This window comes from Sulfitobacter sp. PR48 (genome assembly GCF_028807335.1).
GTDB lineage: Bacteria > Pseudomonadota > Alphaproteobacteria > Rhodobacterales > Rhodobacteraceae > Sulfitobacter.
On record NZ_JARAMM010000005.1, the window covers coordinates 51,998 to 76,829 of the forward strand.

General features: G+C 63.6%; 25 protein-coding genes and 1 pseudogene. 18 read left to right on the plus strand and 8 right to left on the minus strand.

Going from position 1 to position 24,832, the window contains the following annotated elements:
- The first annotated feature begins 4 nt into the window (after positions 1-4).
- Both PVW51_RS08110 and PVW51_RS08115 read left to right on the plus strand, forming a co-directional pair.
- Complete coding sequence (locus PVW51_RS08110) at positions 5-595, plus strand: TetR/AcrR family transcriptional regulator (protein ID WP_274574464.1); 591 nt, start codon at positions 5-7, stop codon at positions 593-595.
- Positions 596-609: 14 nt separating this feature from the next.
- Positions 610-903: a YciI family protein gene (locus PVW51_RS08115; RefSeq protein WP_274574465.1), complete on the plus strand. Its 294-nt coding sequence runs from the start codon at positions 610-612 to the stop codon at positions 901-903.
- 50 nt (positions 904-953) lie between these two features.
- On the opposite strand, the gene PVW51_RS08120 is transcribed toward PVW51_RS08115, so the two are convergent.
- Both PVW51_RS08120 and PVW51_RS08125 read right to left on the minus strand, forming a co-directional pair.
- Positions 954-2,288, minus strand: coding sequence for an aspartate aminotransferase family protein (locus PVW51_RS08120; RefSeq protein WP_274574467.1), 1,335 nt, complete (start codon positions 2,286-2,288; stop codon positions 954-956).
- A complete protein-coding gene (locus tag PVW51_RS08125) occupies positions 2,285-3,043 on the minus strand; it encodes a 3-keto-5-aminohexanoate cleavage protein (protein WP_274574468.1) in 759 nt (252 codons plus the stop codon). The genes PVW51_RS08120 and PVW51_RS08125 overlap by 4 nt, the downstream gene beginning before the upstream one ends.
- A gap of 228 nt (positions 3,044-3,271) precedes the next feature.
- On the opposite strand from PVW51_RS08125, the gene PVW51_RS08130 reads away from it, so the two are divergent.
- On the plus strand, positions 3,272-4,159 hold the full coding sequence (locus PVW51_RS08130; RefSeq protein ID WP_274574469.1) for a MurR/RpiR family transcriptional regulator: 888 nt from the start codon (positions 3,272-3,274) through the stop codon (positions 4,157-4,159).
- A 133-nt stretch (positions 4,160-4,292) separates the two neighbouring features.
- Here the strand turns inward: PVW51_RS08130 and PVW51_RS08135 are convergent, their stop codons facing one another.
- Entirely contained in the window at positions 4,293-5,432 is a 1,140-nt protein-coding gene (locus tag PVW51_RS08135; RefSeq protein WP_274574470.1) for a tyramine oxidase subunit B, read from the minus strand.
- A 544-nt stretch (positions 5,433-5,976) separates the two neighbouring features.
- Here PVW51_RS08135 and PVW51_RS08140 point away from each other — a divergent pair.
- A complete protein-coding gene (locus tag PVW51_RS08140) occupies positions 5,977-6,750 on the plus strand; it encodes an aspartate/glutamate racemase family protein (RefSeq protein ID WP_274574471.1) in 774 nt (257 codons plus the stop codon).
- Here PVW51_RS08140 and PVW51_RS24295 read toward each other — a convergent pair.
- Positions 6,690-7,178, minus strand: a pseudogene (locus tag PVW51_RS24295) (LysR family transcriptional regulator); the annotation flags it as partial. The gene PVW51_RS08140 and the pseudogene PVW51_RS24295 sit on opposite strands and share 61 nt — an antisense overlap.
- A 397-nt stretch (positions 7,179-7,575) precedes the next feature.
- On the opposite strand from PVW51_RS24295, the gene PVW51_RS08145 reads away from it, so the two are divergent.
- The 7 genes from PVW51_RS08145 (at position 7,576) to PVW51_RS08175 (ending at position 14,882) form a co-directional block, all read left to right on the plus strand.
- Positions 7,576-8,253 (plus strand): GntR family transcriptional regulator, encoded by a 678-nt coding sequence (locus PVW51_RS08145; protein WP_269360705.1) that lies wholly within the window; start codon positions 7,576-7,578, stop codon positions 8,251-8,253.
- Complete coding sequence (locus PVW51_RS08150; protein ID WP_274574472.1) at positions 8,253-9,845, plus strand: gamma-glutamyltransferase family protein; 1,593 nt, start codon at positions 8,253-8,255, stop codon at positions 9,843-9,845. Before PVW51_RS08145 ends, PVW51_RS08150 begins: the two co-directional genes overlap by 1 nt.
- 1 nt (position 9,846) lies before the next feature.
- Entirely contained in the window at positions 9,847-10,383 is a 537-nt protein-coding gene (locus tag PVW51_RS08155; RefSeq protein WP_274574473.1) for a TRAP transporter small permease subunit, read from the plus strand.
- Positions 10,380-11,936, plus strand: a complete 1,557-nt coding sequence (locus tag PVW51_RS08160) for a TRAP transporter large permease (protein WP_274574474.1) — start codon at positions 10,380-10,382, stop codon at positions 11,934-11,936. The genes PVW51_RS08155 and PVW51_RS08160 overlap by 4 nt, the downstream gene beginning before the upstream one ends.
- Positions 11,937-11,965: 29 nt before the next feature.
- Positions 11,966-13,045, plus strand: coding sequence for a TRAP transporter substrate-binding protein (locus PVW51_RS08165; protein ID WP_269360697.1), 1,080 nt, complete (start codon positions 11,966-11,968; stop codon positions 13,043-13,045).
- 129 nt (positions 13,046-13,174) lie between these two features.
- Positions 13,175-14,620, plus strand: coding sequence for an amidase (locus PVW51_RS08170; RefSeq protein WP_274574476.1), 1,446 nt, complete (start codon positions 13,175-13,177; stop codon positions 14,618-14,620).
- A gap of 34 nt (positions 14,621-14,654) precedes the next feature.
- The gene (locus tag PVW51_RS08175) at positions 14,655-14,882 is read left to right on the plus strand and encodes a hypothetical protein (RefSeq protein WP_274574478.1); all 228 of its coding nucleotides are present in this window, start codon (positions 14,655-14,657) and stop codon (positions 14,880-14,882) included.
- Positions 14,883-14,991: 109 nt separating this feature from the next.
- Here PVW51_RS08175 and PVW51_RS08180 read toward each other — a convergent pair whose 3' ends face one another.
- Positions 14,992-15,879, minus strand: coding sequence for a LysR family transcriptional regulator (locus PVW51_RS08180; protein WP_274574479.1), 888 nt, complete (start codon positions 15,877-15,879; stop codon positions 14,992-14,994).
- 97 nt (positions 15,880-15,976) lie between these two features.
- Here PVW51_RS08180 and gstA point away from each other — a divergent pair, with 97 nt between their 5' ends.
- The 5 genes from gstA (at position 15,977) to PVW51_RS08205 (ending at position 19,956) form a co-directional block, all read left to right on the plus strand.
- Entirely contained in the window at positions 15,977-16,591 is a 615-nt protein-coding gene (gene gstA, locus PVW51_RS08185; RefSeq protein WP_274574480.1) for a glutathione transferase GstA, read from the plus strand.
- Positions 16,588-16,968, plus strand: coding sequence for a nuclear transport factor 2 family protein (locus PVW51_RS08190; protein ID WP_274574482.1), 381 nt, complete (start codon positions 16,588-16,590; stop codon positions 16,966-16,968). The genes gstA and PVW51_RS08190 overlap by 4 nt, the downstream gene beginning before the upstream one ends.
- A 3-nt stretch (positions 16,969-16,971) precedes the next feature.
- Positions 16,972-17,202, plus strand: coding sequence for a tautomerase family protein (locus tag PVW51_RS08195; RefSeq protein WP_274574484.1), 231 nt, complete (start codon positions 16,972-16,974; stop codon positions 17,200-17,202).
- 124 nt (positions 17,203-17,326) lie between these two features.
- Positions 17,327-19,039 (plus strand): thiamine pyrophosphate-binding protein, encoded by a 1,713-nt coding sequence (locus PVW51_RS08200; protein ID WP_274574485.1) that lies wholly within the window; start codon positions 17,327-17,329, stop codon positions 19,037-19,039.
- A gap of 68 nt (positions 19,040-19,107) precedes the next feature.
- Entirely contained in the window at positions 19,108-19,956 is an 849-nt protein-coding gene (locus PVW51_RS08205; RefSeq protein WP_269360685.1) for an IclR family transcriptional regulator, read from the plus strand.
- A 6-nt stretch (positions 19,957-19,962) separates the two neighbouring features.
- On the opposite strand, the gene PVW51_RS08210 is transcribed toward PVW51_RS08205, so the two are convergent.
- The 3 genes from PVW51_RS08210 to PVW51_RS08220 are packed head-to-tail and all read right to left on the minus strand — an operon-like array spanning position 19,963 to position 22,976.
- A complete protein-coding gene (locus PVW51_RS08210; RefSeq protein ID WP_274574486.1) occupies positions 19,963-21,444 on the minus strand; it encodes a tripartite tricarboxylate transporter permease in 1,482 nt (493 codons plus the stop codon).
- A 21-nt stretch (positions 21,445-21,465) separates the two neighbouring features.
- Positions 21,466-21,957 (minus strand): tripartite tricarboxylate transporter TctB family protein, encoded by a 492-nt coding sequence (locus PVW51_RS08215; protein ID WP_274574487.1) that lies wholly within the window; start codon positions 21,955-21,957, stop codon positions 21,466-21,468.
- 56 nt (positions 21,958-22,013) lie between these two features.
- Positions 22,014-22,976, minus strand: a complete 963-nt coding sequence (locus PVW51_RS08220; RefSeq protein ID WP_274574488.1) for a Bug family tripartite tricarboxylate transporter substrate binding protein — start codon at positions 22,974-22,976, stop codon at positions 22,014-22,016.
- A gap of 148 nt (positions 22,977-23,124) precedes the next feature.
- Between PVW51_RS08220 and PVW51_RS08225 the strand changes: the two genes are divergently transcribed.
- Positions 23,125-23,892, plus strand: a complete 768-nt coding sequence (locus PVW51_RS08225; RefSeq protein ID WP_274574490.1) for an SDR family NAD(P)-dependent oxidoreductase — start codon at positions 23,125-23,127, stop codon at positions 23,890-23,892.
- On the plus strand, positions 23,889-24,821 hold the full coding sequence (locus PVW51_RS08230; RefSeq protein WP_274574491.1) for an NAD-dependent epimerase/dehydratase family protein: 933 nt from the start codon (positions 23,889-23,891) through the stop codon (positions 24,819-24,821). Before PVW51_RS08225 ends, PVW51_RS08230 begins: the two co-directional genes overlap by 4 nt.
- The last annotated feature ends 11 nt before the right edge of the window (positions 24,822-24,832 follow it).

Below are 24,832 nucleotides of genomic sequence, written 5' to 3' on the forward strand. Positions count from 1 at the left end.
AAGCATGACAGCGAAACCAACAGCGACGCGGGAGAAAATCGTAACGGCGGCGGACAGGCTGTTTTACGAACGGGGGTTCGAAGCCACGTCTTTTGCGGATGTCGCGGAACTGGTCGGCATTTCGCGCGGTAACTTCTATTATCACTTCAAAACCAAGGATCAGATTCTGGATGCGGTGATCGAACGCCGTATCAGGGACCGGCACGAGATGCTTTGCGGTTGGGTCGATGACGGCCAGCCGCCCCGGGACTGTATCGCGAATTTCATCGGTATCCTGCTGAAGAACAACAGGAAAATCCGGTCCTTCGGCTGCCCTGTCGGCACATTGTTTTCGGAACTGGCCAGGCTTGACCATCCCGGGGAAACCGGTGCGCGCGGCCTGTTCGACCTGTTCCGCGTGTGGCTGCGCCACCGCTTTCAGGACATGGGCTGCGGAAAAGAGGCCGATGCGCTTGCCCTGCATATTCTGGCCCGCAGCCAGGGTGTGGCGACCTTGGCCAATGCCTATCCGGACGAGGATTTCCTGGAGAGGGAAGTCGCGCAGATGCTGGCGTGGCTTGATGCCGTGGCAGATCAGCACAACAACCACCACTGATACGAGGACAGATCATGTATATCGTCACGCTTTCCCTCACGGCACAGAAATCAAGGGCATCGGAGTTCATGGCGGCCCATAATGCCTGGATCGCCCGTGGTTTTGATGAGGGTGCCTTTCTTCTTGTGGGCAGCCTGAAACCCCAGGGAGGCGGCGCCATTCTTGCCGCAGGCAGTGATCGGGCGGCGCTGGAGCAGCGCATTGCGGATGACCCCTTTGTACAGGAAGGTATCGCCATCCCCGAGATTCAGGAAGTCGCCCCGGCACGTACGGACGAGCGGTTGTCGTTCCTGACTGCGGCGTCATGACCGGATAAACCGGTGCAGCCATGCTGCGCCGATGCAGATGGTGTGACGGGTCAGAGACCCAGGATCACGGTATCGACGGCACGCGACAGGCGGTCGACCATCTCGTCAAGTTCGGCTTCGGTGGCGATGAAGGGCGGGGCCAGCAGCACATGGTCGCCGTGGCGTCCATCGCGGGTGCCGGGCATCGGGTAGCAGATCAGCCCCTCGGCAAAGGCGGCTTTCTTTACCTTGCCGGCAATGCCCAGTGCGGGGTCGAGCGGTGCTTTCGTGCTGCGGTCAGCCACGAATTCGATCCCCCGGAAAAGTCCGCGACCGCGGATGTCCCCGACATGGGCGTGCTGGCCGAAGCGCTGTTCCAGCGCCGCCTGCAGGTGCTGCCCCCGCGTGCGGACCTGCGCGGGCAGGTCCCTTTCCAGCAGTTCGGAGACAACGGCGAGCCCGGCGGCGGCCGCGACCGGGTGGCCGATATAGGTGTGCCCGTGCTGGAAGAACCCGGTGCCCGCCGCGATGGTGTCGTAGATCCGGGCCGAGCAGAGCATGGCCCCGATAGGCTGATACCCCGCGCCAAGGCCCTTGGCGATGCACAGGATGTCGGGCGCGATGCCGTCACCGTCGCAGGCAAAGAGGTGGCCCGTCCGGCCCATGCCGCACATCACCTCGTCGAGGATCAGCAACACGCCGTAGCGGTCGCAGATCTCGCGCAGGCGCTTGAAGTATCCCGGCACGGCGGGCACGGCGCCCAGCGTTGCGCCGACCACCGGTTCGGCGATGAAGGCCATGACGCTGTCCTCGCCCAGGCGCAGGATCTCGGCCTCAAGTTCATTGGCGACGCGCTGACCGTAAGCCTCCGGGGTCTCGTCTTCCGGGCGGTCGGCGTATTCGTAGCAGGGGGCGATATGGCTCATCTCGACCAGCAGAGGGCCGAATTGCTGGCGGCGCCAGGCGTTGCCGCCCGCCGAAAGCGCGCCGATGGTGTTGCCGTGATAGCTTTGGCGGCGGGCGATCAGATGGCGGCGCTGCGGTTCGCCGTTTTCGACATGGTACTGGCGGGCCAGTTTGATGGCGCTTTCAACGGCCTCGGAACCGCCGGAGACGAAATAGACCCGGTCAATGTCACCCGGCGCATTGGCAATCAGCAGATCGGCAAGTTTCTCGGCGGGGTCGGAGGTGAAAAAGCCGGTATGGGCAAAGGCCAGCTGGTTGACCTGCGCCTTGATCGCTTCGCGCACCCGCGCGTTGGAATGACCGAGGCAGGAGACCGCAGCACCGCCGGAGCCGTCGAAGTAACGCTTGCCGTCGGCGTCGATCAGATAGCAGCCTTCACCGCCGATGGCGGTCGGCAGGGTGGCGTGGCAATGGCGGGGGAAGACGTGGCTCTGGGTCATGACAGATGGTTCTCCAATAAGGAACGCAGCGCCGCGACGGAGGCGGCGTTGTCAGGGTGGGGGTGGTTGCAGTGATCGGTCAGGCTGTTTTCGAACCCCACGCGCAGCGCGCCACCTGCGCGGGCTGCGGCCAGCAGGCAGGCGTGTTCCTGGCTGCCAAAGGCGCAGACCATCCATCCCGCAGCCTTTGGCATGGCATCACGGAAAGGTTGCAGATCGTCGGGGGAAGACGCCTGGCCCGGCGTGTAGCGGCCCAGCACGAAGATCACTTCGGTTTGATCCGGCTGCACCTTGCCCTCGGCCTGCCAGCGGTTCAGCAGCGCGATGTCGTCGGTGTCATAAAGGATGTGTTGAACCTCGGTCCCCAGGTCGGCGCAGGTGCCATAGACCTGTGCCGCCAGCGCCGGGTCGCGGGCGATTTCGCGCACCGAGATCGAGGCCCAGCCAGGTTTCACCGCCTTCAGGCAGGCAAGCTGGTCGGCCACGTCAAAGATATCGCCCGCCTCTGTCGTGATCTGAAGCCGCAGGGCAGGCGCCCGAGCCGCGATTTCGGCCAGCGCCTCGCGGTAGCGTCCGGCGTCGAGCGAATGCCGCCCGTCGTCGTCCCGCACATGCAGGTGCAAGGCATCGGCCCCGGCGTTGGCACAGGCCAGGGCAGTGGCGGCGATCTGATCGGTGGTGACGGGCAGGGCGGGGTGATCCGCCCTGCTGCGCCGGGCCCCGTTCGGGGCGACCATGATGAAGGGGCGTGTCATGGCTCAGACCCTCCTGCGGTTGCTGTCGGGTCATGGGCGCGGTTCGTTCCCGCGCTGCCGCCGTTGACGACAACGGAAGCGTGCGGGGGGAGCGTGTCGGCCATCTGTTCCTGCCTTGTCTTGCGGCGGTTCGGGGTTGCTGTGTCTGTCTTCACCCTTGCGGCGAAAACGAATTCCGTCAATATCATCACAAAATAACGAATGTTATGTCCGGAGGAGCCGTTTTACATGGATCCCACGTTGCGCAGCCGCATCCTCGCGACCCTCAAGGACCAGATCCCGGATCTGCCGAAAGGGCTGCGCACCGTGGCCAAATATGTCGTCGATCACCCGTCCGACTTCGGGCTGGATCCGATCCGGCAGACGGCGAAGAAGGCGGGCGTGAGCACATATACCCTTGTCCGGCTTGCCGAACGTCTCGGCTTTGGCGGCTACGACGAGATGCGCGAACCCTTCCGTCAGGCGCTGGTTTCGGCGGCGGGTGTGATGGAAAAGCCCGCGTGGATCGACCGGCTGCGCGAAGCGGATGAGGTGGGGCGCATCCAGGCGGAGGCCGCGCTCAACAGCATGAGCATCGTGCAGCGCACGCTTGAGCAGCAGGACGCCGCGCAGATGGAGCGGGTGGTGACCATGCTGATGGCGGCACCGACGGTCTACCTTACCGCGGTGCGGGCGACCTATGCGCTGGCCTATTACCTGCATTATGTCGGCCGGATGGCGCTGCCCTCGCTGCAACTGATCCCGCGACATATGAACAGCCCGGTCGACGAGCTGCACGACGCGCAGCCGGGGGACGTCATGATCGCCCTGACCTTTACCCCCTATTCCCGCGAGACCATCGAGGCCTGCAAGCTGGCGCGGCGCAAGGGTGTGAAACTTATCATGATTTCAGACAGCGAGATCGTCGCACCGGACTTCAGTGCCGACGAAACCATGATCGCCTCTGTCCTGTCGCCGCATTACTTCAGCTGTTATGCCGGCGCCATGGCTCTTATCGAGGCGCTCATCACCCAGCTGGTGGCGGCCAGGGGCGATGCGGCGCGACAGCGAATCGCTTCTTACGAGGCCATCCGCGCAGAGAGCCATGCCTATTGGTCAGCGCAGAAAAAACGTTAGTTTTTGGTGTTTGGGGGCAGAACGGGCCGTTCTGAAGGCCGGTTTTTCAAGGACCGCCCGCAACAGGCATCGGACAGGCCCGTCTCGGGACTCCATCGGGCAATATCTGCGTGTCGGGTCCCGGTCCGACGCATCAGCGCAGAACCGGCGTATCCCAGAGATTGAGCTTCACGCCGATCCCCTTCTCGATCGCATTGCGATAAAGGACCGTCCCCCATGCCACATCCTCGACCGGCATGCCGCCGACGGAAAGCATGATGATCTCTTCATCGTTCCTGCGCCCGGGTGCGATGCCTGCGACGATGTCGCTCAGATCCTCCAGATCGTCCATTGTCAGACGTCCTTCGTCGACAAGGTCCATGAAACGCATACCGACAACGGGGATCGAATTGTGGGTCGGTTTGGGCACCTCATCAAACCAGGCCTCGTACAGGCCGGTATAATCCAGCACCTTGCGCACCTCCGGCCCTTCGACGCCCTTGTCGAAATTCCCCAGTGCGGGCATGGCCAGAAACGTGCCGGGGCTGATCCAGTCCCGTTCAACATGCGGATAGGCCGACGGATCGCCTGTCGCGCCGGAAGAACAATAGGCCACGACATCGGAGCCCCGCACCAGTTCTTCATTGGTTTCAACTTCGCGGATCGTCGTGACCTGGGGATAGGTCTCCCTGACCCATTCGAGGAAGTTTTTCAGGTTCTTGCGGCCGCGCCCTTTCACCTTCACCGTGTCGATCCCGGGGCAGGCCGCAATGAAGGCGCTGAGAGAGGTCTTGCCCATGACGCCAGGACCGAGAATGCCTGCCACCCGTGAATCTTGCCGTGCAAGATGGCGCGCGCCGACGCCCGGAATGGCGCCTGTCCGGTAGGCCGAAAGCAGGTTCGCCGACATCAGCGCAAGGGGCGCGCCGGTGTCGGTGTCTGTCAGGATGAACATCAGGATTGACCGCGGCAGGCCACGTTCGCGGTTTTCGATGTTCGAGCCGTACCATTTCACACCGGCGGTGCCGAAGTTGCCGCCCAGATAGGCGGGCATGGCCATGAACCGCCGGTCCACCGTGGGCTTTGGCATGTTGGGAAATGGCGAGTCTTCGGGAAAGAGGATCAGCGATCCGTGCGAGCTGTTGTTCGTGCCTGCCATGCGGTAATCGCCCCTGGACAGGAGTGCGAACATCTCTTCCATTGCATCCACGCAGGCGGGCATATCGGTCACACCCGCGCGGACCATGTCCGGTTCGGACAGGTAGATGAAATCGATCTTGGTGGAAACACTCATGGCTTCTTCCTCCTGGTCTTTCGTGCCGTTCGCCCGCCTGCAGGGCAGGCCGCGGGCCCTTGCCCGGGCAGCAAGACGCGATGGTCTTAATACCCGGCCACCTGCGGAGCCGCGGCAAAACGTGACTGATTGTTACCGGGTCGCGGGACAGCCGGGAACGGCACTTGCGGCCAGTTTCTTGACAGTTCCGGCCAGGTGACCTGAGCGTGCGTGTCAAAGCTGTTGGCGACACTTCGACGGTAAACAATCCCTTGACGGTATTTTATTTCATACATAAAACTATGCATATACATAGAGCGGAACAGGGCATCGTCGGGCCATCCATAAGCTATGAACTACGCATCGTTTCGAGTGAGATTGAAAAGGTGACGCGGATCGAAGTGGCCCCTTCGACCCCGATGGTATGGACCGCTTTATGACTGTCAGCGCGGCGACCGCGGCACAGGCCGATGCGATGTGATTGAATGCAATCCGGAACAGCGCGATGTCATCCTGAGCGACATCCAAAAGACCGCCAACAAGGTTGTAAGAAACGGAGAGAAAAATGAAGATTTGGTATCAGAGCTATGTTGATTACGAAAACGGTGCCACCTACTGGGAGCACCTGCGCGAGAACCTGAACGCGGCCATGTCTCCGGGGACAACCGTGGATATTCACGGCATCACACCTTACGACAGCTATGCCCATCCGCTGGTCGAGTTCCGCTGCGCCCGCGAGATGATTGCCAATGTGATCCGGGCAGAACGCGAAGGTTACGATGCCGTTGTGGTCGGGCATTTTCAGGATGCGGGATTGTACGAAGCGCGCAGCGTTGTCGACATCCCCGTGATCGGCCTGGGCGAGGCGACGATGCTCTGGTGCTGCCAGCTGGGGCAGCGCCTTGGCATCGTGACGATCAACCCCCGGTTCATCCCCTGGTTCCACCAGCAGATCGGCAAATACGGCCTGCGTGACCGGGTTACGGGCGTTCATTCCCTGAAGTTTGAGCCGGGTCAGATCCTTGGGGCCTATGGCGACGCGGACAAGGCGCTTGAGGTCAAGGATCTCTTCGACAAACAGGCGGCGCCCCTGGTGGAACAGGGCATCGACGTGGTGATCCCGGGTGGCGGCATTCCGATGGTCCTTTTTGCGCAGTTCCAGAACCACAATGTCGGCGGTGCGCCGGTCATCAATGGCATCCCCATAGCGATCAAGATGGCGGAGATGGCCGTCAGTCTGAAACAATTGACGGGCCAATCCGTCAGCCGCACCGGAGATTACGTGAAGGCTCCGCCGGAAGTGATCGAGGAATTCCTGACGCATCCGAAAGGTCTGTAAGGCACCGAAAAGTTGTCAGGCGTTGGCCCAAGCGGAGGGTCGGAAGGAGAACGCCTGTACCCTGGCGCATACGGCGTGTTCCGGGCCTGGGTGCCAGTGATCGACGGCAGCAAAGTCCCGCATCGCCGCTCCACAGCCCGGCGATGCGCTTTGTTGCGCAAGACCGGTTTGAATGGGAAGTTCACGGCTTTCGACACCAGAAACCGAGTTGTGAGGTCGAACAGGTTGAGCGCCTGTTCGATCTGGGTCATGCCCGGTCGCACATAGGTCGGCAGGGCCTGCCCAGCGGGGGTCTGGCTCACGCCTGCGCTGCTGCGCTTGAACAGCCGGATTCCGACCAATTGCTCCAACCCGCGAATGATCCGCGATACGTTTGGGTGCGCGGTATGAATCGCTTCGGCGGCTTTTGTAACCGACTTGCAATCCGCGACCTGCGGAAAATTCCAATTGACGCATCTTGATCGGGCGACGGCTCACGGGTGTTTCCGCCGTGAAGAGGTTCGAAGTCGCATATTCATCTCGAAGTGCGCCCTGATCTGGCTCGCAAGGCGGTTCAAAGCAGATCAGCTCATGGTCGAAGTCTGTAGTGAAGCCCTGCCATCGCAGGGCACCGGATTCTGGCCCGGAGACCGCGCGCAGGGGCGGTGGGCGCCCCTTTTCCCTGTTGTCACCGGTGAAATGCCTTTGATGCCGGGCAGAGATTTCCAAAATTCTTAATAAAAACAATAATATAACTCTATAAGTATGCGAAATATCATTTTTGTATGCAATTTAGCTTTACAGAATGCAGAAACAGGACCTAGCGTAGAGAGGACAGGAGAACCCATGCCCCATACGCTTCGACAACAACTCGCCGACCTCGTTCTTCTCGGGGAACTGAAACCCGGAGACCGCCTTGATGAACACAAGCTTGCCGAGCGTTTCGGCGTGTCACGCACGCCCATCCGCGAGGCGATCCGACAGCTTGGCGCCTCCGGCCTGATCGAAATCCGGCCCCGCCGGTCGGCGGTCGTGCGCAGCTTTGATCGGACCGAGCTGAGCGAGGCTTTCGAGGCCATGGGAGAGATCGAGGCGCTTTGTGCCGCCCGCGCCGCCGTGCGGTTCAACGAATCCGAACGGTTGCGCCTGCGTGCCCTGATCGCCACGTCCGAGGATATCACCGCGCGCAAGGATCGCTCCGCTGCGCTGGAGATGGATTTCGAATTTCACGGATTGCTGCATGACGGCGCGCGCAACTGGATGCTCAAGACCGTGGCCGAAGAGACCCGGCTGAAGATCACCCCTTACAGCGCCGCGCTGTTCACCATGGAAAGCTACGATGCCGATTTGGGGCGTCCGCATAATCAGCACGCCGAAATCGCCGAGGCGGTGCTGGTCGGTGATGGGGATCGCGCCGGGGCGCTGATGCGCGAACATATCGCCCAGGCCCTGATCGCCCTCCAGCAGTTCTTTGAAGAGACGGCGGCGCAGCCGGATGCGCCCAAGGCAAAAGGCAGAACCTGATGAGCCATGCATATCTCGGCCCCGGCCGCGCGCAGATGTTCGCCACCGGCGCGATGTGCGCCACGTCGCACCCCTTCGGCGCCCGCGCGGCAATCGAGGTTCTGGGGCAGGGCGGCAATGCGGTGGATGCGGCGGTGGCCGGGGCGGTCGTTCTGGGGTTTTGCGAACCTGCGATGACCGGGCTGGGTGGCGATGTCTTTGCGTTGATCCACGATGCCAGGACCGGTGAAAGCCGCGGCCTGAACGGGTCTGGCCGTGCGCCTGCGGCGCTGGACGCGGCGGATCTGCGGGCGCAGGGGATGCAGGCCATCGGGCTCGATTCGGTTCATTCCGTCACCGTGCCCGGGGCCGTCGATGCCTTTGGGCGGTTGATCGCGGAAGAGGGCCGGCTGGACCTGGCCACGGTGCTGGCCCCGGCGATCCGCTATGCCGAAACCGGGGTGCCGGTGCATCGCCGCACCGCCATCGACGCCGACCATTTCAGCCACCGGCTTCAGGGGGCGGGGCGGCAGCACTTCCTGAACCACGGCAAACCCTACCGCGAGGGCGATATCTTTGTGGCACCCGGCCAGGCCGAAGCACTCAGGCTGATCGCAAAGGACGGTGCGGGCGCATTCTATGAAGGCCCGATCATGGAGGACATCCTGTCGAGCCTGCGCGCGGCGGGCGGTCTGCACACGGCGGAAGATTTTGCCAAGACCCGCGCCGATGCGGTGACCCCAATCCGGCGCGCCTATCGCGGGCATGATCTGGTTGAATTGCCGCCGAACGGGCAGGGGGCCACCGCCCTACTGATCGCGGCATTGCTTGAAAAGTTCGATATCGGCGCACTTGACCCCAATGGGGCAGAGCGGGTTCACCTGGAAGCCGAGGCCACACGCCTGGCTTACGGTGCCCGCAACCTTTTTGTCGGCGATCCGGGCAACGCGACGCTTTCCCTCGACGGCATGTTGTCCGAGGCGGCAATCGATGCGCTGGCCGCCGAGATCGATCCGAAACGGGCCGGCACCCTGATCCAGCCGCGAACAGAGGCTTTGCACAAGGATACGGTCTATATCACCGTGGTGGATGGCGACGGGCTTTGCGTGTCGCTGATCTATTCGATCTTCTGGCCCTATGGCTCCGGTTTCGCGTCGGAACGTTTCGGGATCGGGCTGCAGAACCGGGGCGCGGGCTTCACGCTGGAAGAGGGCCATGTGAACGAGCTGCGCGGCGGCAAGCGTCCGCTGCACACGCTGATCCCCGGTCTGCTGGAAAAACCCGGCGAATATGCCATGCCCTTCGGGGTGATGGGCGGGGCCTATCAGGCGACGGGCCACGGCCATTTTGTCTCCAACCTTGTTGATTATGGCATGGACATCCAGGCTGCCATCGACGCGCCGCGCAGCTTCCTCGACATCACCTCCGGCATGCTTGATCTGGAACAGGGCTTTGACGACAGTGTTGCGGCCCGCCTTGCAGAGATGGGGTACAAGGTGCAACGCCCGCCGGTCGGCATGGGCGGGGCGCAGGCGATCCGCCGCGATGTGGCCGGTGGCCTTCTGACCGGCGGCAGCGACCCGCGCAAAGACGGCATGGCCCTGGGGGTGTAGGATGAACGGTCCGACGCCACGCAGTTCCCGGACCCGACCCCGTTTCAGTTTTGCGGGCGCGCTGCGCGGTCTGGCGGCTGTCGCCGTGATCTCGCTGCTGATGTTGCAGATCGTCGTCGTGGCCCTGCGCTATGTCTTCTCGATCGGCGCGCCATGGGCCACCGATCTGCTGACCTACCTCTTTTTCTTCATCGTTTCGCTGCCGCTTGCCGGGGTGCTCTTGCGCAATGAAAGCGTGCGCGTGGACGTGATGAACCAGCGCTTCCCGCCCGCCCTGCGCGACTGGATAGACCGCTTCGCCCTTCTGGGGCTGCTGTTCCCGGCTATGGCCTGGGCGGCGTGGAAATCGGTGCCGATGGTACAGACCTCCTGGCGGGTTCTGGAAAGCTCTCCGACCCTGGGCGGCCTGCCGGGCTTTTTCATCCTCAAGACGATCACGGCGCTGCTTTTTGTCACGCTTGCCGTTGTCGCCCTGATCCTCGGGCTCCGGCCCCGCCTCTACCGGCGCAATCCGAGCGAAGAAAGCGATGCGACATGAGCGGTGCCCTGCTTGTCCTTCTCGGGGTCACGCTTTTGTGCGGTATCCTTTCCGGTGCGCCGGTGTCCTTTGTGCTGATCGGGGTGCCGACGGTGGTCGCCTTCCTCGGCGCGGTGCTGGGCGTGTTCGATCTGGGCTTTCTCGCCGCCTTCCCGTCGCGGGCCTTTGGCATCCTGACCAACGACGTGTTTCTGTCGGTGCCGCTCTTTGTCCTGATGGGCGGCCTTCTGGAACGGTCGAGCATCGCCAAGCGGATGATGCTGACGGCGGGCGCGCTTTTCGGGAACCGCGAAGGCGGCATGGCCTATGCGGTGGTCATCGTCGGGGCGCTTCTGGCGGCGTCCACCGGGGTGATCGGGGCGACGATCTTCATGCTGGGCATGATCGCGATGCCGGCGATGCTTGAGGCGGGCTATTCGAAATCCCTGGCGTCGGGGGTCATCTGTGCGGCCGGGTCGCTGGGTCAGATCATCCCGCCCTCCATCCTGCTGATCCTGCTGACCGACCAGATCTCGGCAGCCTATCAGGCCGGGCGGCGCTCAGCCGGGGAATGGGCGGTCGAACCTGTCTCCGTCGGGGATCTCTTTGCCGGGGCGTTCATTCCCGGCCTCCTGCTGGTGGTCCTCTATATCCTTTACATTCTGTTCACTTCGATCCGGACCCCGGCCAGCTGCCCGCCGGTGGTGACACGTGATGCCGCGGGCAACCGGACCCGGCCGGACCTGCGCGAGGTCACCTATTCCCTGCTCATGCCTTTGCTGCTGATCGTGATCGTGCTCGGTTCGATCCTTGGTGGCGTGGCCACGGCGACAGAAAGCGCGGCGCTTGGCGCGGCGGGGGCGCTGGTGATGACAGCGATGAACCGCGACGGCGTGCCGCTCTGGCGCATGCTGTTGTTGATGGCGGTACTGCCCGCCGCCTTCGCGCTGGTTGCCGTCAAACTGTCCGGCGGTGCGCAGGCCTCGCCGCTGGCGGGGGGCATCGGGCTGGTGGCGCTGGTCGTGATGTGCCTTGGCACCCTCAGTGCCCTGCTGCAGGAATTGCGGCGCGGTGGCATGTGGGACGCCGCTGTCGACACCGCCAGCATGGTCGCCATGCTGACGCTGATCGTGCTGGGGGCGACGATGCTGTCGCTGGTCTTCCGTGGCCTGCACGGCGAGCAAATGGTCGAGAGCTTCCTGCACGGCCTGCCGGGTGGAGAGATGACGGCGGTGCTGGTCGTGATGGCGATCATCTTCGTGCTCGGCTTTGTCATCGAATATGTCGAGATCATCTTTATCGTCGTGCCGATTGCCGGGCCGCCGCTGATGGCGGCGGGTGTCGATCCGGTCTGGTTCGCCATCCTGATCAGCATGAACCTTCAAATCAGCTTCCTCACGCCTCCCTTCGGCTATGCGCTGTTCTACTTCCGCCGCGTCGCACCCGAGAGCGTGAAGACCCTGGACATCTACAAGGGGATCCTGCCGTTCATCCTCTTGCAGATCGTCGCGCTGGCCATCGTCTTCCTGGTCCCGGACCTGGCGACCTGGCTCCCCGACACGATCTACAAATGAGCGGCCCAACCAACAGGGATGATAAAGAAATGAAAAGAAGAGCCTTCATCACCGCCGCATCCGTCGCCTCGGTGACCCTCGCGGCCCCCCGGATCGCCAGCGCCCAGGCGCAGCATAACTGGAAACTCGTCACCTCCGTGCCGCGCGGCCTGCCCGGGCCCGGCGTCTCGGCCCTTCGCTGGGCCGAGCGTGTCACCGCGATCACCGAGGGCGCGATCAACGTGCAAGTGTTCGGCGCCGGCGAGCTGGTGGCACCCTTTGCCACCCAGGAAGCCGTCGAAAGCGGGACCGCCGAGGTTTACCACGGCTCCGGCACATGGTTTTCCGGCCGGGACATCGCGCATGCCTTCTTCACGGCCGCACCTTACGGGCTGACCTTCGATGAGATGCATGCCTGGATGTATTACGGCGGCGGCCAGGAACTGCTGGACGAATTCACCAATCCGCGAAATCTCAAAGTGTTCATCGGTGGCGGCTCCGGCCTGCAGACCGCCGGCTGGTTCAAGAAACCGATCACCTCGCTCGACGACCTGCAGGGGCTGAACTTCCGCGCTGCCGGTCTTTATGGCGAAGTGCTGCGCAAGCTCGGCGTCAATCCGACCTCGATTCCACCGGGCGACATCTTTGCCGCGCTTCAATCCGGCGCGCTGGACGGCGCCGAATGGGTCGGCCCGTCGAACGACCTGGCCTTCGGCCTGCAGAACGTCGCAAAGTACATGTATGCGCCCTCGCCGGTCGAGATTTACGGCGGCATCGAGTTCGGCATCGGCATGGACGCCTGGAATGCGCTGACCGACGGCCAGCGCGTCATGGTCGAAGCGGTGACCGAGGCCGAGGCCAACCGGTCCTCCGCCGATACGCTGCATGCACATTTGCAGGCCTATGAAAAGCTGAGCGCCATGCCGGACCTGACCATCGATACATTCCCCGATGAGGTCTGGACCGCGATCCAGGACGCCTCCCGCGAGGTGATCGAAGAGGTGAAGGAGACGAGTGATTTCCACCGCCGTTTCGTCGACGCCTATTATGCCTATGTCGGTCAGGCGACGCAGTACAAGCGCTTCTATGACACGGGCTTCCTGCAGGCACGGCAGAACTTCATCCTTTGAAGCTCCGGGCGATCTTCCCGCCGCTGATCGGGTTCCTGATGGTGCCCATGGGATCGGCGGCGGGTTGTTCAGGGTGATCCGGTTTTGAACCAGCGCCAGACCACCCCAACCGTCACAAAGAGATACCCTATGACCTGCGAAACCCCCATCTATACTGGTCCCGAGCTCTGCGCGCTCAGCGCGGTCGAAGCGGTCGATCTTCTGCGCCGGGGCGACGTGTCGGCCCTTGAGCTGATCGAGGCGGCCCAGACCCGGCACGCCCAGACAGATCCGGCGATCAACGCCATGCCGACACCCTGTTTCGACCGGGCGCGGGCGGCGGCTGGGGCGCTTCAAACACCCGGCGAGGACCGGGGCGCTTTGTATGGCCTGCCTGTCGGGATCAAGGATCTGACTGCGGTGGCCGGGGTGCGGACCACTTTCGGCACGCCGGGTCTGGCCGATTACGTGCCCGAAGCCTCCGATCCGCTGGTTGACCTGATCGAGGCGCGGGGCGGCGTGGTGCTGGGCAAGACGAACACGCCTGAATTCGGGGCCGGGGCAAATACGTTCAATGCCATCTTCGGCGCCACGCGGAACCCCTGGGACACCCGCCTGAACCCCGCCGGGTCCTCGGGCGGGGCAGCGGCACAACTGGCTGTCGGGCAGGCATGGCTCAGCCAGGGCTCGGATCATGGTGGCAGCCTGCGAACCCCGGCGGCCTATTGCGGAGTGGTGGGCCTGCGGCCCAGTCCCGGGCTTGTCGCGGGCGGACCGGCACAGGCGGGTTATCTCACCGAAGGTGTGCAGGGGCCGATGGCGCGCTCCGTCGCGGATTGCGCGCTCTTCCTCGACACGATGACCGGGTTCGATGCGCGCTACCCGCTGTCCTACCCCCGCGCGTCCGCACCTTATCTTGCGGCGACAGACCGGGCCGAGGTCACCAAATTGCGCATCGGCTACCTGCCGGACCTGTCCGGTGAAAGCGCGGTCGACACCGACATGCGCAGCCATATCGACGCGGCGATGCAGAAGATGGCGCAGGCGGGCGCTTCGGTCGAGGAGGTTGCGCCGGATCTGTCAGGTATGCGGCGGGCCTATTCCATACAGCGCGGCCTGCTCTGGGCCAGTCTGATGCGCGACATCGACCCGGCGATCCGCAGCGGGTTCAAGCAGACGCTGGAGGACAACCTGCAGTTCGGCCTGAACCTGCAGATGGATGATATCATCGACTCGCAACTCATCCGCTCGCGCCTCTATGACGAAACCCGGGCGGTCTTTGCGCAGGTCGACGTGCTCGCGGCACCTGTCGTCGGCTGCATGCCCCATCCGGTCGAAGAGGAATGGGTGCGCCGGGTCGGTGGCCGGGATCTGGATTTCTACATGGACTGGCTGGATTGCGGCTTTCTCGCGACAGCTGTTGGCTTGCCCGCCATGTCGGTGCCGGTCGGGCTCAACGCGCAGGGCGTGCCGGTCGGGCTGCAATTGATCGGCAAGCCGAGGGGCGAGGCGGACCTGCTGGCGGCCGCCCGCTGCGTCGAACAGGTTTTCGGCGGGCCGATGCCGGTTTTTGACCCCAGGGTGACCCACATCTGACAGGAAGCGCAACGGCGGGTGGTCGATCGCCACGATGGCCGCAAGCTGGCCGCATCCGAAGAATCCGTTTCACGCCATTTCGCCGGTGTTCCACCCCGATGAATACCCTCCGCGCCTCACCCTTTCGGCGGCGCATGAGGTGGCGCTTTGCCTCTATTTGATGGAGGAGGCGATCACCAAGGGTCTCAACGGCGGCGTTGCGGCGATCATGGTCGAGCCGATCATGGGCAACGGTGGCCATATCGTTCATGCGAAAGCCTAACACGAGGGGCTGTTGGTGTCCTGCGAGTTGGTCCGTGACCGGCAGGCCAAAACCTCATCCCCCAGGGCCGCGGCAGAGGTAAGCCGGCGCGGGCCGGCGCGCCGCGCATTCAAAGGGTCGCGTTACGGTCCGAGACCCATTTCCAAAGGGCATTTGCGACCGGACCCGGAGAAGACTCCCGGCGGCGCATGGCAAAGATTTCAGAACGCCGCGGAGAGAAACCATCGACCGCTATTGGACGTAATGAGCCATCTGCGATTTCCTGACGGATCAGGTGATCCGGCATGCCGCCCCAGCCGAGCCCGGAGAGGATGACCTGTTTCTTGGCGGCAAAGTCCGAAACCGTCCATCGGCGGGCACCGGGCAGAAGGTCGCGGCTCTGGCTGTCGTCGGGTCCCGCGGTGCCCGAGACAACGATCTGCGGGATCGCCTGCAACACCGACAAAGGCAGGGTGCCCGGCCCGAGCCGTTCGGCCAGCGCGCGGCAGGCCACGGGCCGGATCTGGACCACGGCCAAGGGGCGTGTCTCGACCTCCTCCAGCGGCACACCGTCCAGGGTCGCTATCGCGACATCGGCCCGGCCTTCCATCAGGCGCGCAAGCGGGCCGCCCATCATTTCCGTGGACAGCCGCAGATGCGTCGCCGGGAAGCTTTTGCCGAGGTCGGCCAGCACCGGCAAAAGCAGGTCCAGCGGCAAGGTTGCGCTGACGGCGAGGCGCAGCTCCGGCTCTTCATGTGCGCGGAGCCGGGCGGCGGTCGCATTCAGTTCCCGCATCTCGGTCAGGACGCGAATGGCTTCGCGGTAGAACACCCGCCCCTCGGCAGTCAGGGTCGGGCGATAGGTGTCGCGCGACAGAAGCTTCAGCTCCAGTTCGTCTTCAAGCTGGCGGATCGTGTGGCTGATGGCGCTTTGCGATTTGTTCAGCCGTTCTGCGGCCCCGCGAAAGGTGCCGGTGGCGACGACGGCGTCCAGGGCGAGCAGTTGATGATGTTTCATGATGATTAGGTATATTGGTTATTTATGTGAAAACTCGATATTATCTATAAATCATTATGCGCGCTAGAGACAGGGTATTCCCAGACCAGGAGACCCCATGATGAAACTCTACTACAAACCCGGCGCCTGCCCCCTTGCCAGCCACATCGCGCTTTACGAGACCGGTGCGGCCTTTGAAATCGAGGCGGTCGATACCGATACCGGTCGCACGGAATCCGGCGCGGATTTTCGGGCAATCAACCCCAATGGTTACGTGCCGGCCCTCCGGCTTCCTGACGGTGCCGTTCTGACCGAAGGTGCTGCAGTTCTGCAGCTGATTGCTGATCGCCATCCGGAGGCCGGGCTGGCACCGGCGCCGGGGAGTTTCGACCGCGCCCGTCTGCACGAGGCGCTGAACTGGATTTCCGCCGAACTGCACAAGGCCTTTGGCCCGTTGTTCCGCGCAGGCACTACCGAGGACGAACAGGCCGCCGCTCGCATCGCGGTCGGAACGAAATTCGATCGGGTAGAGGCCCAGCTCTCGGATGGCCGCATCTGGCTCGTGGCCAACCAATTCTCGGTCGCTGACGCCTACCTCTTTGCTGTGGCGAACTGGGCAAACTTCACCGGGATTGAACTGTCGAACTGGCCGAACCTTGCCGCGTTGGTCGATCGCGTGGCTGCCCGGCCTTCCGCCCAAAAGGCGATGATAGCCGAAGGATTGATCCAGTGAATCCCGCAGAACACCACCGCATTGCAGAGCTGATGGAGGTCTATTTCGAAGGTCTGCATCAGGCGGACAGCAGAATGTTGCGCCGGGTCTTTCATCCGCAACTGGCCTATGTCTGCGCCACCGAGGGCGACGAGCTGTATCTCGACCTTGAAACCTACATGACCCGCATCGACGGGCGCGAGCCGCCCGCCCGGCGCGGTGATCCGCGCGACGAGGCGATCCTCGAGATTGCCTTTGGCAGCCCCCGCCTGGCCCGCGTTACCGCGCGCATGAGTATGATGGGGCGCAGCTATCTCGACTACCTGACACTTGTTCCGCATGACGGTGCATGGTGCATCGTGACCAAGGCCTTCACTTACCTGCCGCGAGAGGACTGACCCATGCCCTATGTCAACATCAAGATCACCCGCGAAGGCGGTCCTGAAGGAACCGGCCCTTCGGCTGAGGAGAAAAGCCGCCTCATCAAGGGTGTCACCGATCTGTTGCAGGAGGTCCTTGGCAAGGACCCCGCGACGACATTTGTCGTGATCGACGAGGTCGCGCTGGATGACTGGGGGATCGGTGGGTTGCCGGTGCCGGATTACCGGCGGCAGCAGGGAAGACCCGCCTGACCGCAGCCTATGGCCTGTCGGCGGTCGGCTTTGGCATTCACCGTATAAAAACCACTATGCGGTTAATAATTGCGCTTGCCGGAATTAATTGACACGACTAGGGTGCGGGGGGAGAGGAGACCCCATGAAAACCAACGAAGGCGTTATCAACACATTCATCGAGGCCGGGATTACACGCGGATTCACGCTGCCCGGCCTTGGCATCACCTGGTCGCTGCCGGCCTTTTACGACCGCCAGGAGGAGTTCGAGCTTGTGCTTGCGCGCTCGGAGCAAAGTGCCTCGGTCATGGCCCAGGTGGCGGGCAAGCTGACGGGAAAGCCGGGGGTGCTGATGGCGCAGGGGCCCTTTGCCACCAGCACGGGGGCCTTCGGGATACTGGAGGGGTATTTCTCATCCTCGCCGATGGTCGTGATCACGGATACCTCCTGCTACGACGGCTTCGCACAGCATGGTGTTTATCAGACCATGACGGGTGATTACGGCGCCGGTGATGCCTTTGCCGTGCTCAAGACCATGACGAAATACGCCACTTACGCGACCACGCCGACCGAGGCGGTCTATGGCACCCAGCTTGCGATCAAACATGCGATGACGCCCCGGCAGGGACCGGCGGCGATGATCATGCGGACCAACATCATCCGCGCGGAGGTGCCGGAAGACGCCCGTGCACGGCTTTATCCGACCGAAGGCTACCTGCGGCGCACGCCGATGGTGCCGGACCGCGAGGCGTTGCAGGCCATTGCCGAGGCGCTGGCAGGGGCGAAGGCGCCGGTGATCATCGCGGGCAACGGGGTCTATATGAGCCGTTCGGGCGAGAAGCTGCAGCGCTTTGCGGAAGCGCAGGGTGTTGCCGTCGCGTCGAGCTATCATGGCAAGGGTGTGATCGACGAGACCTGTCCGATTGCGGTCGGGATGATGGGCAACTGGGCCTCTGCCTCTGCCAACCGGATGGTACAGGCGGCGGATGTGATCCTTGTTCTGGGGTGCAGCCTGGGGCCGGAATATACGCGGTTCCGCGATGCGCAGATGATGCGGCCCGGAGATCAGACGATCATTCAGGTAGACACAGATCCGCATAACGCGGGCTGGGTCGTGCCGGTGGATATGGCGGTGACGGCGGATGTGGCCGATGTGCTGGATTTCCTGCTGGGGGCCGAGGGGCCAAAGGCGGGCGTTTTTGACGGGCGTCTTCGCCGGATTGCGGCGATCCGGGAACAGAACGATTATGGCGTGCTGCCGGAGTACAAGACCGCGCCGGGGACGGTGCATTATGCCGACATCATGCGCGGTCTGGGAGGATTCCTGGAGGCGCAGGACCTGCTGACGCTGGACGCCGGGACAAACCGGATCTGGGCGACCTCGCGCCTGCCGCTGCGCCATCCGCATCAGCTGGTCGCGCCCGGTGGGATCGGCGGCATGGGGTGGAGCACGCCCGCTGCAACCGGGGCCAAGATCACCTGCCCGGAAAAGCGGGTGACCGGGCTGATCGGGGACGGCGGTTTTGTGATGACGATGGATGCCGTCGCCACGGCGGCAGAACAGGGGATCGACGTGGTCTATGTTGTTGCGAACAACGCCGGGCTCGGGATGGTGCGCGACAATCTGGGCAACCAGCGGATCGGTGTCGATTTCATGGATCATGATTTTGCCAAGGTCGCCGAAGGGCTGGGCGGTTCGGGGCTGACGGTGACGGAAGCCGACCAGATGGGCGATGCCCTGCGCGAGGCGCATGGCCGGTCCGGGCCGGTCGTGATCGACGTCAAGGTCGACCCGGCAGCCAGCCACCGCGATTGTTCGGACTATGGCGATCTGATGGATCCGGCGACGCTGAAGTGAGCTTTGGCTGGGGATGACGCACACCTTCGCACAAGACACGCGAATTCATATGGGGTAATGCAGGCCCCATGACAGATGCAAAGAAACCCAAACTCACCGCCAACCGGCGGGGCAGACCGCGGCAAGACATGGGTGCCGCGGCCCTGAACGACGACCGGCCCTTTGTCACCTCGCTGGCGCGGGGCCTGTCGATTCTGCGGGCCTTTCAGGCCGAGGACATGGTGCTTGGCACCCAGGTCATCGCGGAACGGACGGGGCTTCACAAGACAACCGTGTCGCGGTTGCTGGGAACGCTGACCAAGCTGGGATACCTGCGGTATCTGCCGGAATATGGCAAATACGCCGTTTCAAACCAGGTTCTGACTCTGGGTTTTGCAGCCATCGGGCGGTTCGGTTTCGCCGAGATGGTGCGGGGCCATATGGAGAAGATCGCCAGCGGTGGCGATTGCGCCGTGGCGCTGAGCGTTCGGGACGAGCGCGACATGATGTTTGTCGAGCTGATCCGCAAGCCGACGGCGGTGGCGCTGAACCTGAATGTGGGGTCACGTATTCCGCTGGCGCTGTCTGCACCGGGGCGTGCCTATCTGGCCTTTGCGGAGGGGCAGGAGCGTGAACGCGCTTTTGCCGATCTGGCAAAGCTTTATGGCGACAGCTGGGAGGAGCGGGTGCGCCCGGATTTGCAGGCCGCGCTCGACCGTTTTGTGACGCAGGGCTATGCCGACAGTTTTGGCGACTGGAACGCCCAGCACAACGCCATCGCGGTGCCGGTGCGCGAGCCTTTGACCGGTGACATCTATACCATCAGCGTTGGTGGCAATGCCGCGCTGCTGCCGCCGGAAACCCTGCGCGCACAGCATCTGCCGCAATTGCTGAGCGCGGCACAGGCGATTTCCACCCTGGGCGGTCGGGTGCATTGAGGCGGGTCAGCCGGACCGCCTGAAGCGGGACCGAAGCAGCGGCCAGAGCAGGATTGCCGCTGTCACCGCAAGGAGCGCCAGTGCGATGGGACGCTCCAGGAAGGCCAGGACATTACCGTCCGTCAGGATCAACCCCTGCCGCAGTGACATCTCGATGGTTGGTCCCAGGACCATGCCGATCACGATGGGGGCCAAGGGGTAGCAGAGGTAGCGCAGGAGGGCACCGCCGACCCCGGCGGCAAAGGCCACCCAGATGTCGAAGGTGCTGCCATTCACCCCATAGGCACCGACCGTCGAGATGATCAGGATCAGGCCGATCAGGATCGGTTCCGGGATTCGCAGGATGCGGGTGAACAGCGATGCGCCCAGGGCACCGGTGGCGAACATCACCAGGTTGACCAGGATCAGGCAGAGGAAGATCGCATAGATCAGATCGAGGTGGTTGGCGAAAAGCTGCGGGCCGGGGGCGATGCCCTGCACCACCAGCGCCCCCAGCATCACAGCGGTGACAGGGTCGCCCGGAATGCCGAGGGCGAGGGTCGGCACCAGTGCGCTGCCGGTCACCGCGTTGTTTGCGGATTCGCAGGCGACCAGCCCGTCGGGCTCGCCCTTGCCGAAATTCTCCTGCCGTTTCGAGGTGCGCCGCGCTTCGGAATAGGCGATGAAGGCGGCGGTGGCGGCCCCGGTGCCGGGCAGCGCACCAACGAAAGAGCCGATCATCGAGCCGCGCAACAGCATCCCCAGCCGGATGCGCCATTCCCGCCAGGGCGGCACGCGGAAGCCGACGCGCATCTCGGCGGGATCGGGCTTGTCGCCGTCAAGGTTGAGGACTCTCAGGAACATCTCTGAATAGGCGAAGATACCGACGATGACAGGGATCAGCGCAATCCCGGCGCTGAGTTGGAAGCTGCCGAAGGTATAGCGCATGTCGCCCGTCACAGGGTCGACGCCGATGGCGGCCAGCATCAGCCCGATGCCGCCCGAGACCAACCCCTTGGCCATCTGCCCGGAGGAGACACCGGCGATGCAGGTCATCGCAAAAAGGCCGAGGGCGAAGTATTCGATCGGGGTGAATTGCAGGGACAGGGCCGCGAGCGACGGGCCCGCGATGATGAAGATCGCGACGGAGAACAAACCACCCAGGGTCGAGGCCACGGTGACCCAGCCGAGCGCGAGATCGGCATCACCGCGCCGCGCCATCGGGAATCCTTCGAGCGCGGTGGCCGCCGCCTGGGGCGTGCCCGGCGTGTTGAGGATGATTGCGGTGATGGAGCCGCCATAGACCGAGCCGCAATAGACCCCCAGCATCAGCGCGATGGAGGGGATCTGCGGCAGGGAGAAGGTAAAGGGCAGGGCCATGGTCAGCCCGATGACGGAACCAAGCCCCGGCAGGACGCCCACGACGACCCCGACGATGGTGCCGCAGATGATGCAGACCATGGTCAGCGGGGTGGCGATCTGGGCCGCGGCGGTTATCAGAAGCTCCATCGTGATCCTATCTCCGGCTGCTCAGAAGCCGATGTCGAAGGGGCTGGCAGGAAGGATGATCAGGAACACCCGCTCGAACAGGAGCCAGACGGCGATGCTGTAGACCAGCGCGACGGCCATGATCGTGATCCAGGTGCGCCGGCCCAGCAGCAGCGGCACGGCGATCCCGAATAGGATGCTGGCGATGAGGAACCCCGCGAGCTGGATCAGGGCGCAATAGGCGGCGGTGGCCAGCACCAGCCACGCCACCCGCCAGGTCGGGCGCGGGCTGTTTTGCACGGCACCGCGCGGAGAAAAGACATTTGCCAGCAGGAAAGATTCCGCGATCAGCAGGAAGATCAGCACAAGGCGCGGGAAAAAGTAGGGGCCGCGTCCGGCGCTGTTGCGGGCAAAGGCGCTGACCTCGCCGAAGGTGAGCATGAGGAAGACCGCAGTGACCGCCACGATGCAGAGTGCCACGACCCGGTCCGCGATGATCGTGGACCGGAAGGGCGGGCGAGACGTCTTTTCCATCAGGTCGGGTCCTCCTGCCCAAGGCGCTGCCGCTCGATCCTGGCAGCGCCCCCGGTTCACTTCGAGAGCAGACCGGCCTTCTCAAGCAGGACGCGGTTTGTCTCGTATTTCTCCCGCACGAAAGCGGTGAACTCCACTGAACCCATATAGGCCGAGGGCTGTTTGACCGCTTCCATGCGTTCCTGGAACGGTGCGGAATTTACCGCAGCTTCACAGGCCCCTTCCAGGCGGGTCACGTCCCCTTCCGGCAGGCCCTTGGGCGCGACGATACCGCCCCAGATCGGGAAGTCGAGATCATATCCCTGTTCGGCCGCCGTGGCGAGATCGGGTTGTTCCTTCAGTCGTTCGGATTGCAGCATCGCCAGCGACTTCAGCTGTTCGGCGTTGCTGCTGAAGAAGGACACATGCGGGATGAAGACGTCGGCGGTGCCGTCCAGCAGCGCCTTGAGGGCGGGGCCGTCGCCGTTCACCGGCAGATAGGTCATTTCGATGCCCGCCGCTTCCGCCAGGGCCAGCCCCGCGATATGCGGCACGGAGCCGATGGCCTGTACCGCGAAGGTCACCTCGCCGGGGTTTGCCTTGGCGTGACTCACCATCTCCTCAAGCGTGGAGAAGGGTGCATCCTTGGCCACGGCGATGACGGTCGGGGCGGAATAGGCGAGGCAGATGTAATCGAAACTGTCGATGTTGTAGGGGAGGGCGCGCAGATGCGGCTGCGTGGTCAGCGGGCCGACCGGCGCCATGCCGAGCGTGCGTCCATCCGCGCGGGCGCGGGCGACTTCGCCGACACCCAAAGTGCCGCCGGCCCCGGCGGTGTTCTTGACGACGATATTGGCGTCCAGCGCGTCGGTCAGGCCGGATTGCATGGCGCGGGTGGTGATGTCGGTCCCGCCACCTGCGGCGAAGGGCACGACAACGGTGACCGGGCGATTTGACTGCGCCGATACGCCGGTCGCGGCCATTGTCACGGCGATGGCCGATGCGACCCCTGCCAGAGTTCTAATTGCATTGCGTTTCATACGGCCCTCCCAGACTCGTCCATTTTCCATTTCACCGCAGCCTTCTCCTCTTTACTGCGGTTGAATGTTTTGTATAACGGGATTATGTAAGATATAATGAAATATGCAAGAGCCAATTTGAGCGGCTGTGGGGAGTGAGAAAGATCGCATGAAACGTATGTCGGGACGTACCGCACTGATCACCGGCGCGGCGGAGGGGCTGGGCAAGGCTGTCGCCGCGCGCTTGTCGGAGGAGGGCGCGCGGGTGGTCGTGATCGACCGGGACGCAGCGGCAATCAAACGCGCTTCGGCTGAACCGGATATGGCGGATGTCACCTTCCGCCAGGTCGACATGATGGATGGCGATGCCCTTGCCGCAACACTGGCAGAGATCGAAAGCGCCGGCTTTGACGTGGATGTTCTGGTGAACAATGCAGGCGGGTCCCTGCACACGCCGCGCGACTTCTTTGAGGAGACCGATGCCCATTGGGATCAGGTGATGGGCCTGAATGTCACCGCTGCCGTGCGCACCCTGCGGTTGATCTTGCCGGGCATGAAACGGCGCGGTTACGGGCGGATCGTCAACCTGGGGTCCAAGGCCGGGCGCTATGGCAGCCTGTTCACCGGGGCCAATTATGTGGCGGCAAAGGGTGCCATCCAGTCCATGACGCTGCAACTGGCGCAGGAATTCGGACCCTATGGGATCACCTGCAACGCGGTCTGCCCAGGCGCCATCCACACCCCCCGCGTCATCGGCCTGCTGAAGGAGCGGATGACGGATGAGGAACAGCAGGCGGTGCTGGACACCATCCCGGTGCGCCGCGCGGGCCGGGTGGAGGATGTGGCCGCCGCCGTTGCATTTTTCGCAGCGGACGAGGCCGGGTTTATCACCGGGCAGTTGATGGATGTGAACGGCGGGCAGGGGATGTCGTCGTGAGTTGTGCGACAGCATTCCGGTTGCCCCTGACGATTGGTCCGATCCTGGTGACGGGCGGCGCCGGATTTCTTGGCCGCGCCCTGACACAGGCGCTTGTGGCCGAGGGGCATCGGGTTGTTGTCAGCGATTTGCGACTGCCGGACGAAGCGCAGCGCGTGACGGGAGCGACCTATGTCCAGAACGACGTGCGCGACGGCGCGGCGGTGATGTCGCTGGTCGAGGCGCAGGGCATTGCCGCCATCGTCCATCTTGCCGCCCTGGTCATTCCAGCCTGCCGGAAGGACCCGATGCTGGGTGCCGAAGTCAATGTTCTGGGCCATATCAACCTGCTGGAAGCTGCCCGCCGCGCCGGGATCAGGCGGCTGGTCTATACCAGTTCACTTGCCGCGCGGCCGCGCGGGCCGCTGGACAGCCCGGCCAACCTCTATGGTGTCTACAAGGCGGCCTGCGAGGATATCTCGAAGGTCTACCTGATGGACCACGGCCTGCCCTCCGTCGGGTTGCGGCCCAACGTGGTTTACGGCCCCGGCCGCGTCGAAGGTGAAACGGCGGCCATCAGCCTAGCCATGCGCGCGGCGGCGAGAGGCGAGCGTTTCGAAATCCCCTTTACCGGGCGCATGTGCTTTCAGCACGTCGATGAGGTGATCGAGATCTTCAAACGGTGCCTTGCGGCGCAAAATGATACCGCTGTTGTCAGTGACCTGACAACAAAAGTGCATTCCATCGACGATGTGCTTGCCGCGATCTGCGCCTGCGTGCCGGAGGCAGATGTGCGCGCAGCGCCCTCCTTGAGAGCCGCGCCCGACGGGTTGGACAACAACCCGCTGCGCCGGTTGCTTGGCAGTTGGAAGAGTGTTTCGCTGGCTGAGGGAACGGCACGAACGATCGCGCGCTGCAGGGAAGCGGTGGTTGCAGGCCCTCTGCGTTAGGGATTGAAAGA

Bases quoted from the DNA above. Each gene is read 5' to 3' on its own strand.
- PVW51_RS08110 (WP_274574464.1), top strand. From the start codon at position 5: ATGACAGCGAAACCAACAGCGACGCGGGAGAAAATCGTAACGGCGGCG.
- PVW51_RS08115 (WP_274574465.1), top strand. From the start codon at position 610: ATGTATATCGTCACGCTTTCCCTCACGGCACAGAAATCAAGGGCATCG.
- PVW51_RS08120 (WP_274574467.1), bottom strand. From the start codon at position 2,288: ATGACCCAGAGCCACGTCTTCCCCCGCCATTGCCACGCCACCCTGCCG.
- PVW51_RS08125 (WP_274574468.1), bottom strand. From the start codon at position 3,043: ATGACACGCCCCTTCATCATGGTCGCCCCGAACGGGGCCCGGCGCAGC.
- PVW51_RS08130 (WP_274574469.1), top strand. From the start codon at position 3,272: ATGGATCCCACGTTGCGCAGCCGCATCCTCGCGACCCTCAAGGACCAG.
- PVW51_RS08135 (WP_274574470.1), bottom strand. From the start codon at position 5,432: ATGAGTGTTTCCACCAAGATCGATTTCATCTACCTGTCCGAACCGGAC.
- PVW51_RS08140 (WP_274574471.1), top strand. From the start codon at position 5,977: ATGAAGATTTGGTATCAGAGCTATGTTGATTACGAAAACGGTGCCACC.
- PVW51_RS08145 (WP_269360705.1), top strand. From the start codon at position 7,576: ATGCCCCATACGCTTCGACAACAACTCGCCGACCTCGTTCTTCTCGGG.
- PVW51_RS08150 (WP_274574472.1), top strand. From the start codon at position 8,253: ATGAGCCATGCATATCTCGGCCCCGGCCGCGCGCAGATGTTCGCCACC.
- PVW51_RS08155 (WP_274574473.1), top strand. From the start codon at position 9,847: ATGAACGGTCCGACGCCACGCAGTTCCCGGACCCGACCCCGTTTCAGT.
- PVW51_RS08160 (WP_274574474.1), top strand. From the start codon at position 10,380: ATGAGCGGTGCCCTGCTTGTCCTTCTCGGGGTCACGCTTTTGTGCGGT.
- PVW51_RS08165 (WP_269360697.1), top strand. From the start codon at position 11,966: ATGAAAAGAAGAGCCTTCATCACCGCCGCATCCGTCGCCTCGGTGACC.
- PVW51_RS08170 (WP_274574476.1), top strand. From the start codon at position 13,175: ATGACCTGCGAAACCCCCATCTATACTGGTCCCGAGCTCTGCGCGCTC.
- PVW51_RS08175 (WP_274574478.1), top strand. From the start codon at position 14,655: ATGGCCGCAAGCTGGCCGCATCCGAAGAATCCGTTTCACGCCATTTCG.
- PVW51_RS08180 (WP_274574479.1), bottom strand. From the start codon at position 15,879: ATGAAACATCATCAACTGCTCGCCCTGGACGCCGTCGTCGCCACCGGC.
- gstA (WP_274574480.1), top strand. From the start codon at position 15,977: ATGATGAAACTCTACTACAAACCCGGCGCCTGCCCCCTTGCCAGCCAC.
- PVW51_RS08195 (WP_274574484.1), top strand. From the start codon at position 16,972: ATGCCCTATGTCAACATCAAGATCACCCGCGAAGGCGGTCCTGAAGGA.
- PVW51_RS08200 (WP_274574485.1), top strand. From the start codon at position 17,327: ATGAAAACCAACGAAGGCGTTATCAACACATTCATCGAGGCCGGGATT.
- PVW51_RS08205 (WP_269360685.1), top strand. From the start codon at position 19,108: ATGACAGATGCAAAGAAACCCAAACTCACCGCCAACCGGCGGGGCAGA.
- PVW51_RS08210 (WP_274574486.1), bottom strand. From the start codon at position 21,444: ATGGAGCTTCTGATAACCGCCGCGGCCCAGATCGCCACCCCGCTGACC.
- PVW51_RS08215 (WP_274574487.1), bottom strand. From the start codon at position 21,957: ATGGAAAAGACGTCTCGCCCGCCCTTCCGGTCCACGATCATCGCGGAC.
- PVW51_RS08220 (WP_274574488.1), bottom strand. From the start codon at position 22,976: ATGAAACGCAATGCAATTAGAACTCTGGCAGGGGTCGCATCGGCCATC.
- PVW51_RS08225 (WP_274574490.1), top strand. From the start codon at position 23,125: ATGAAACGTATGTCGGGACGTACCGCACTGATCACCGGCGCGGCGGAG.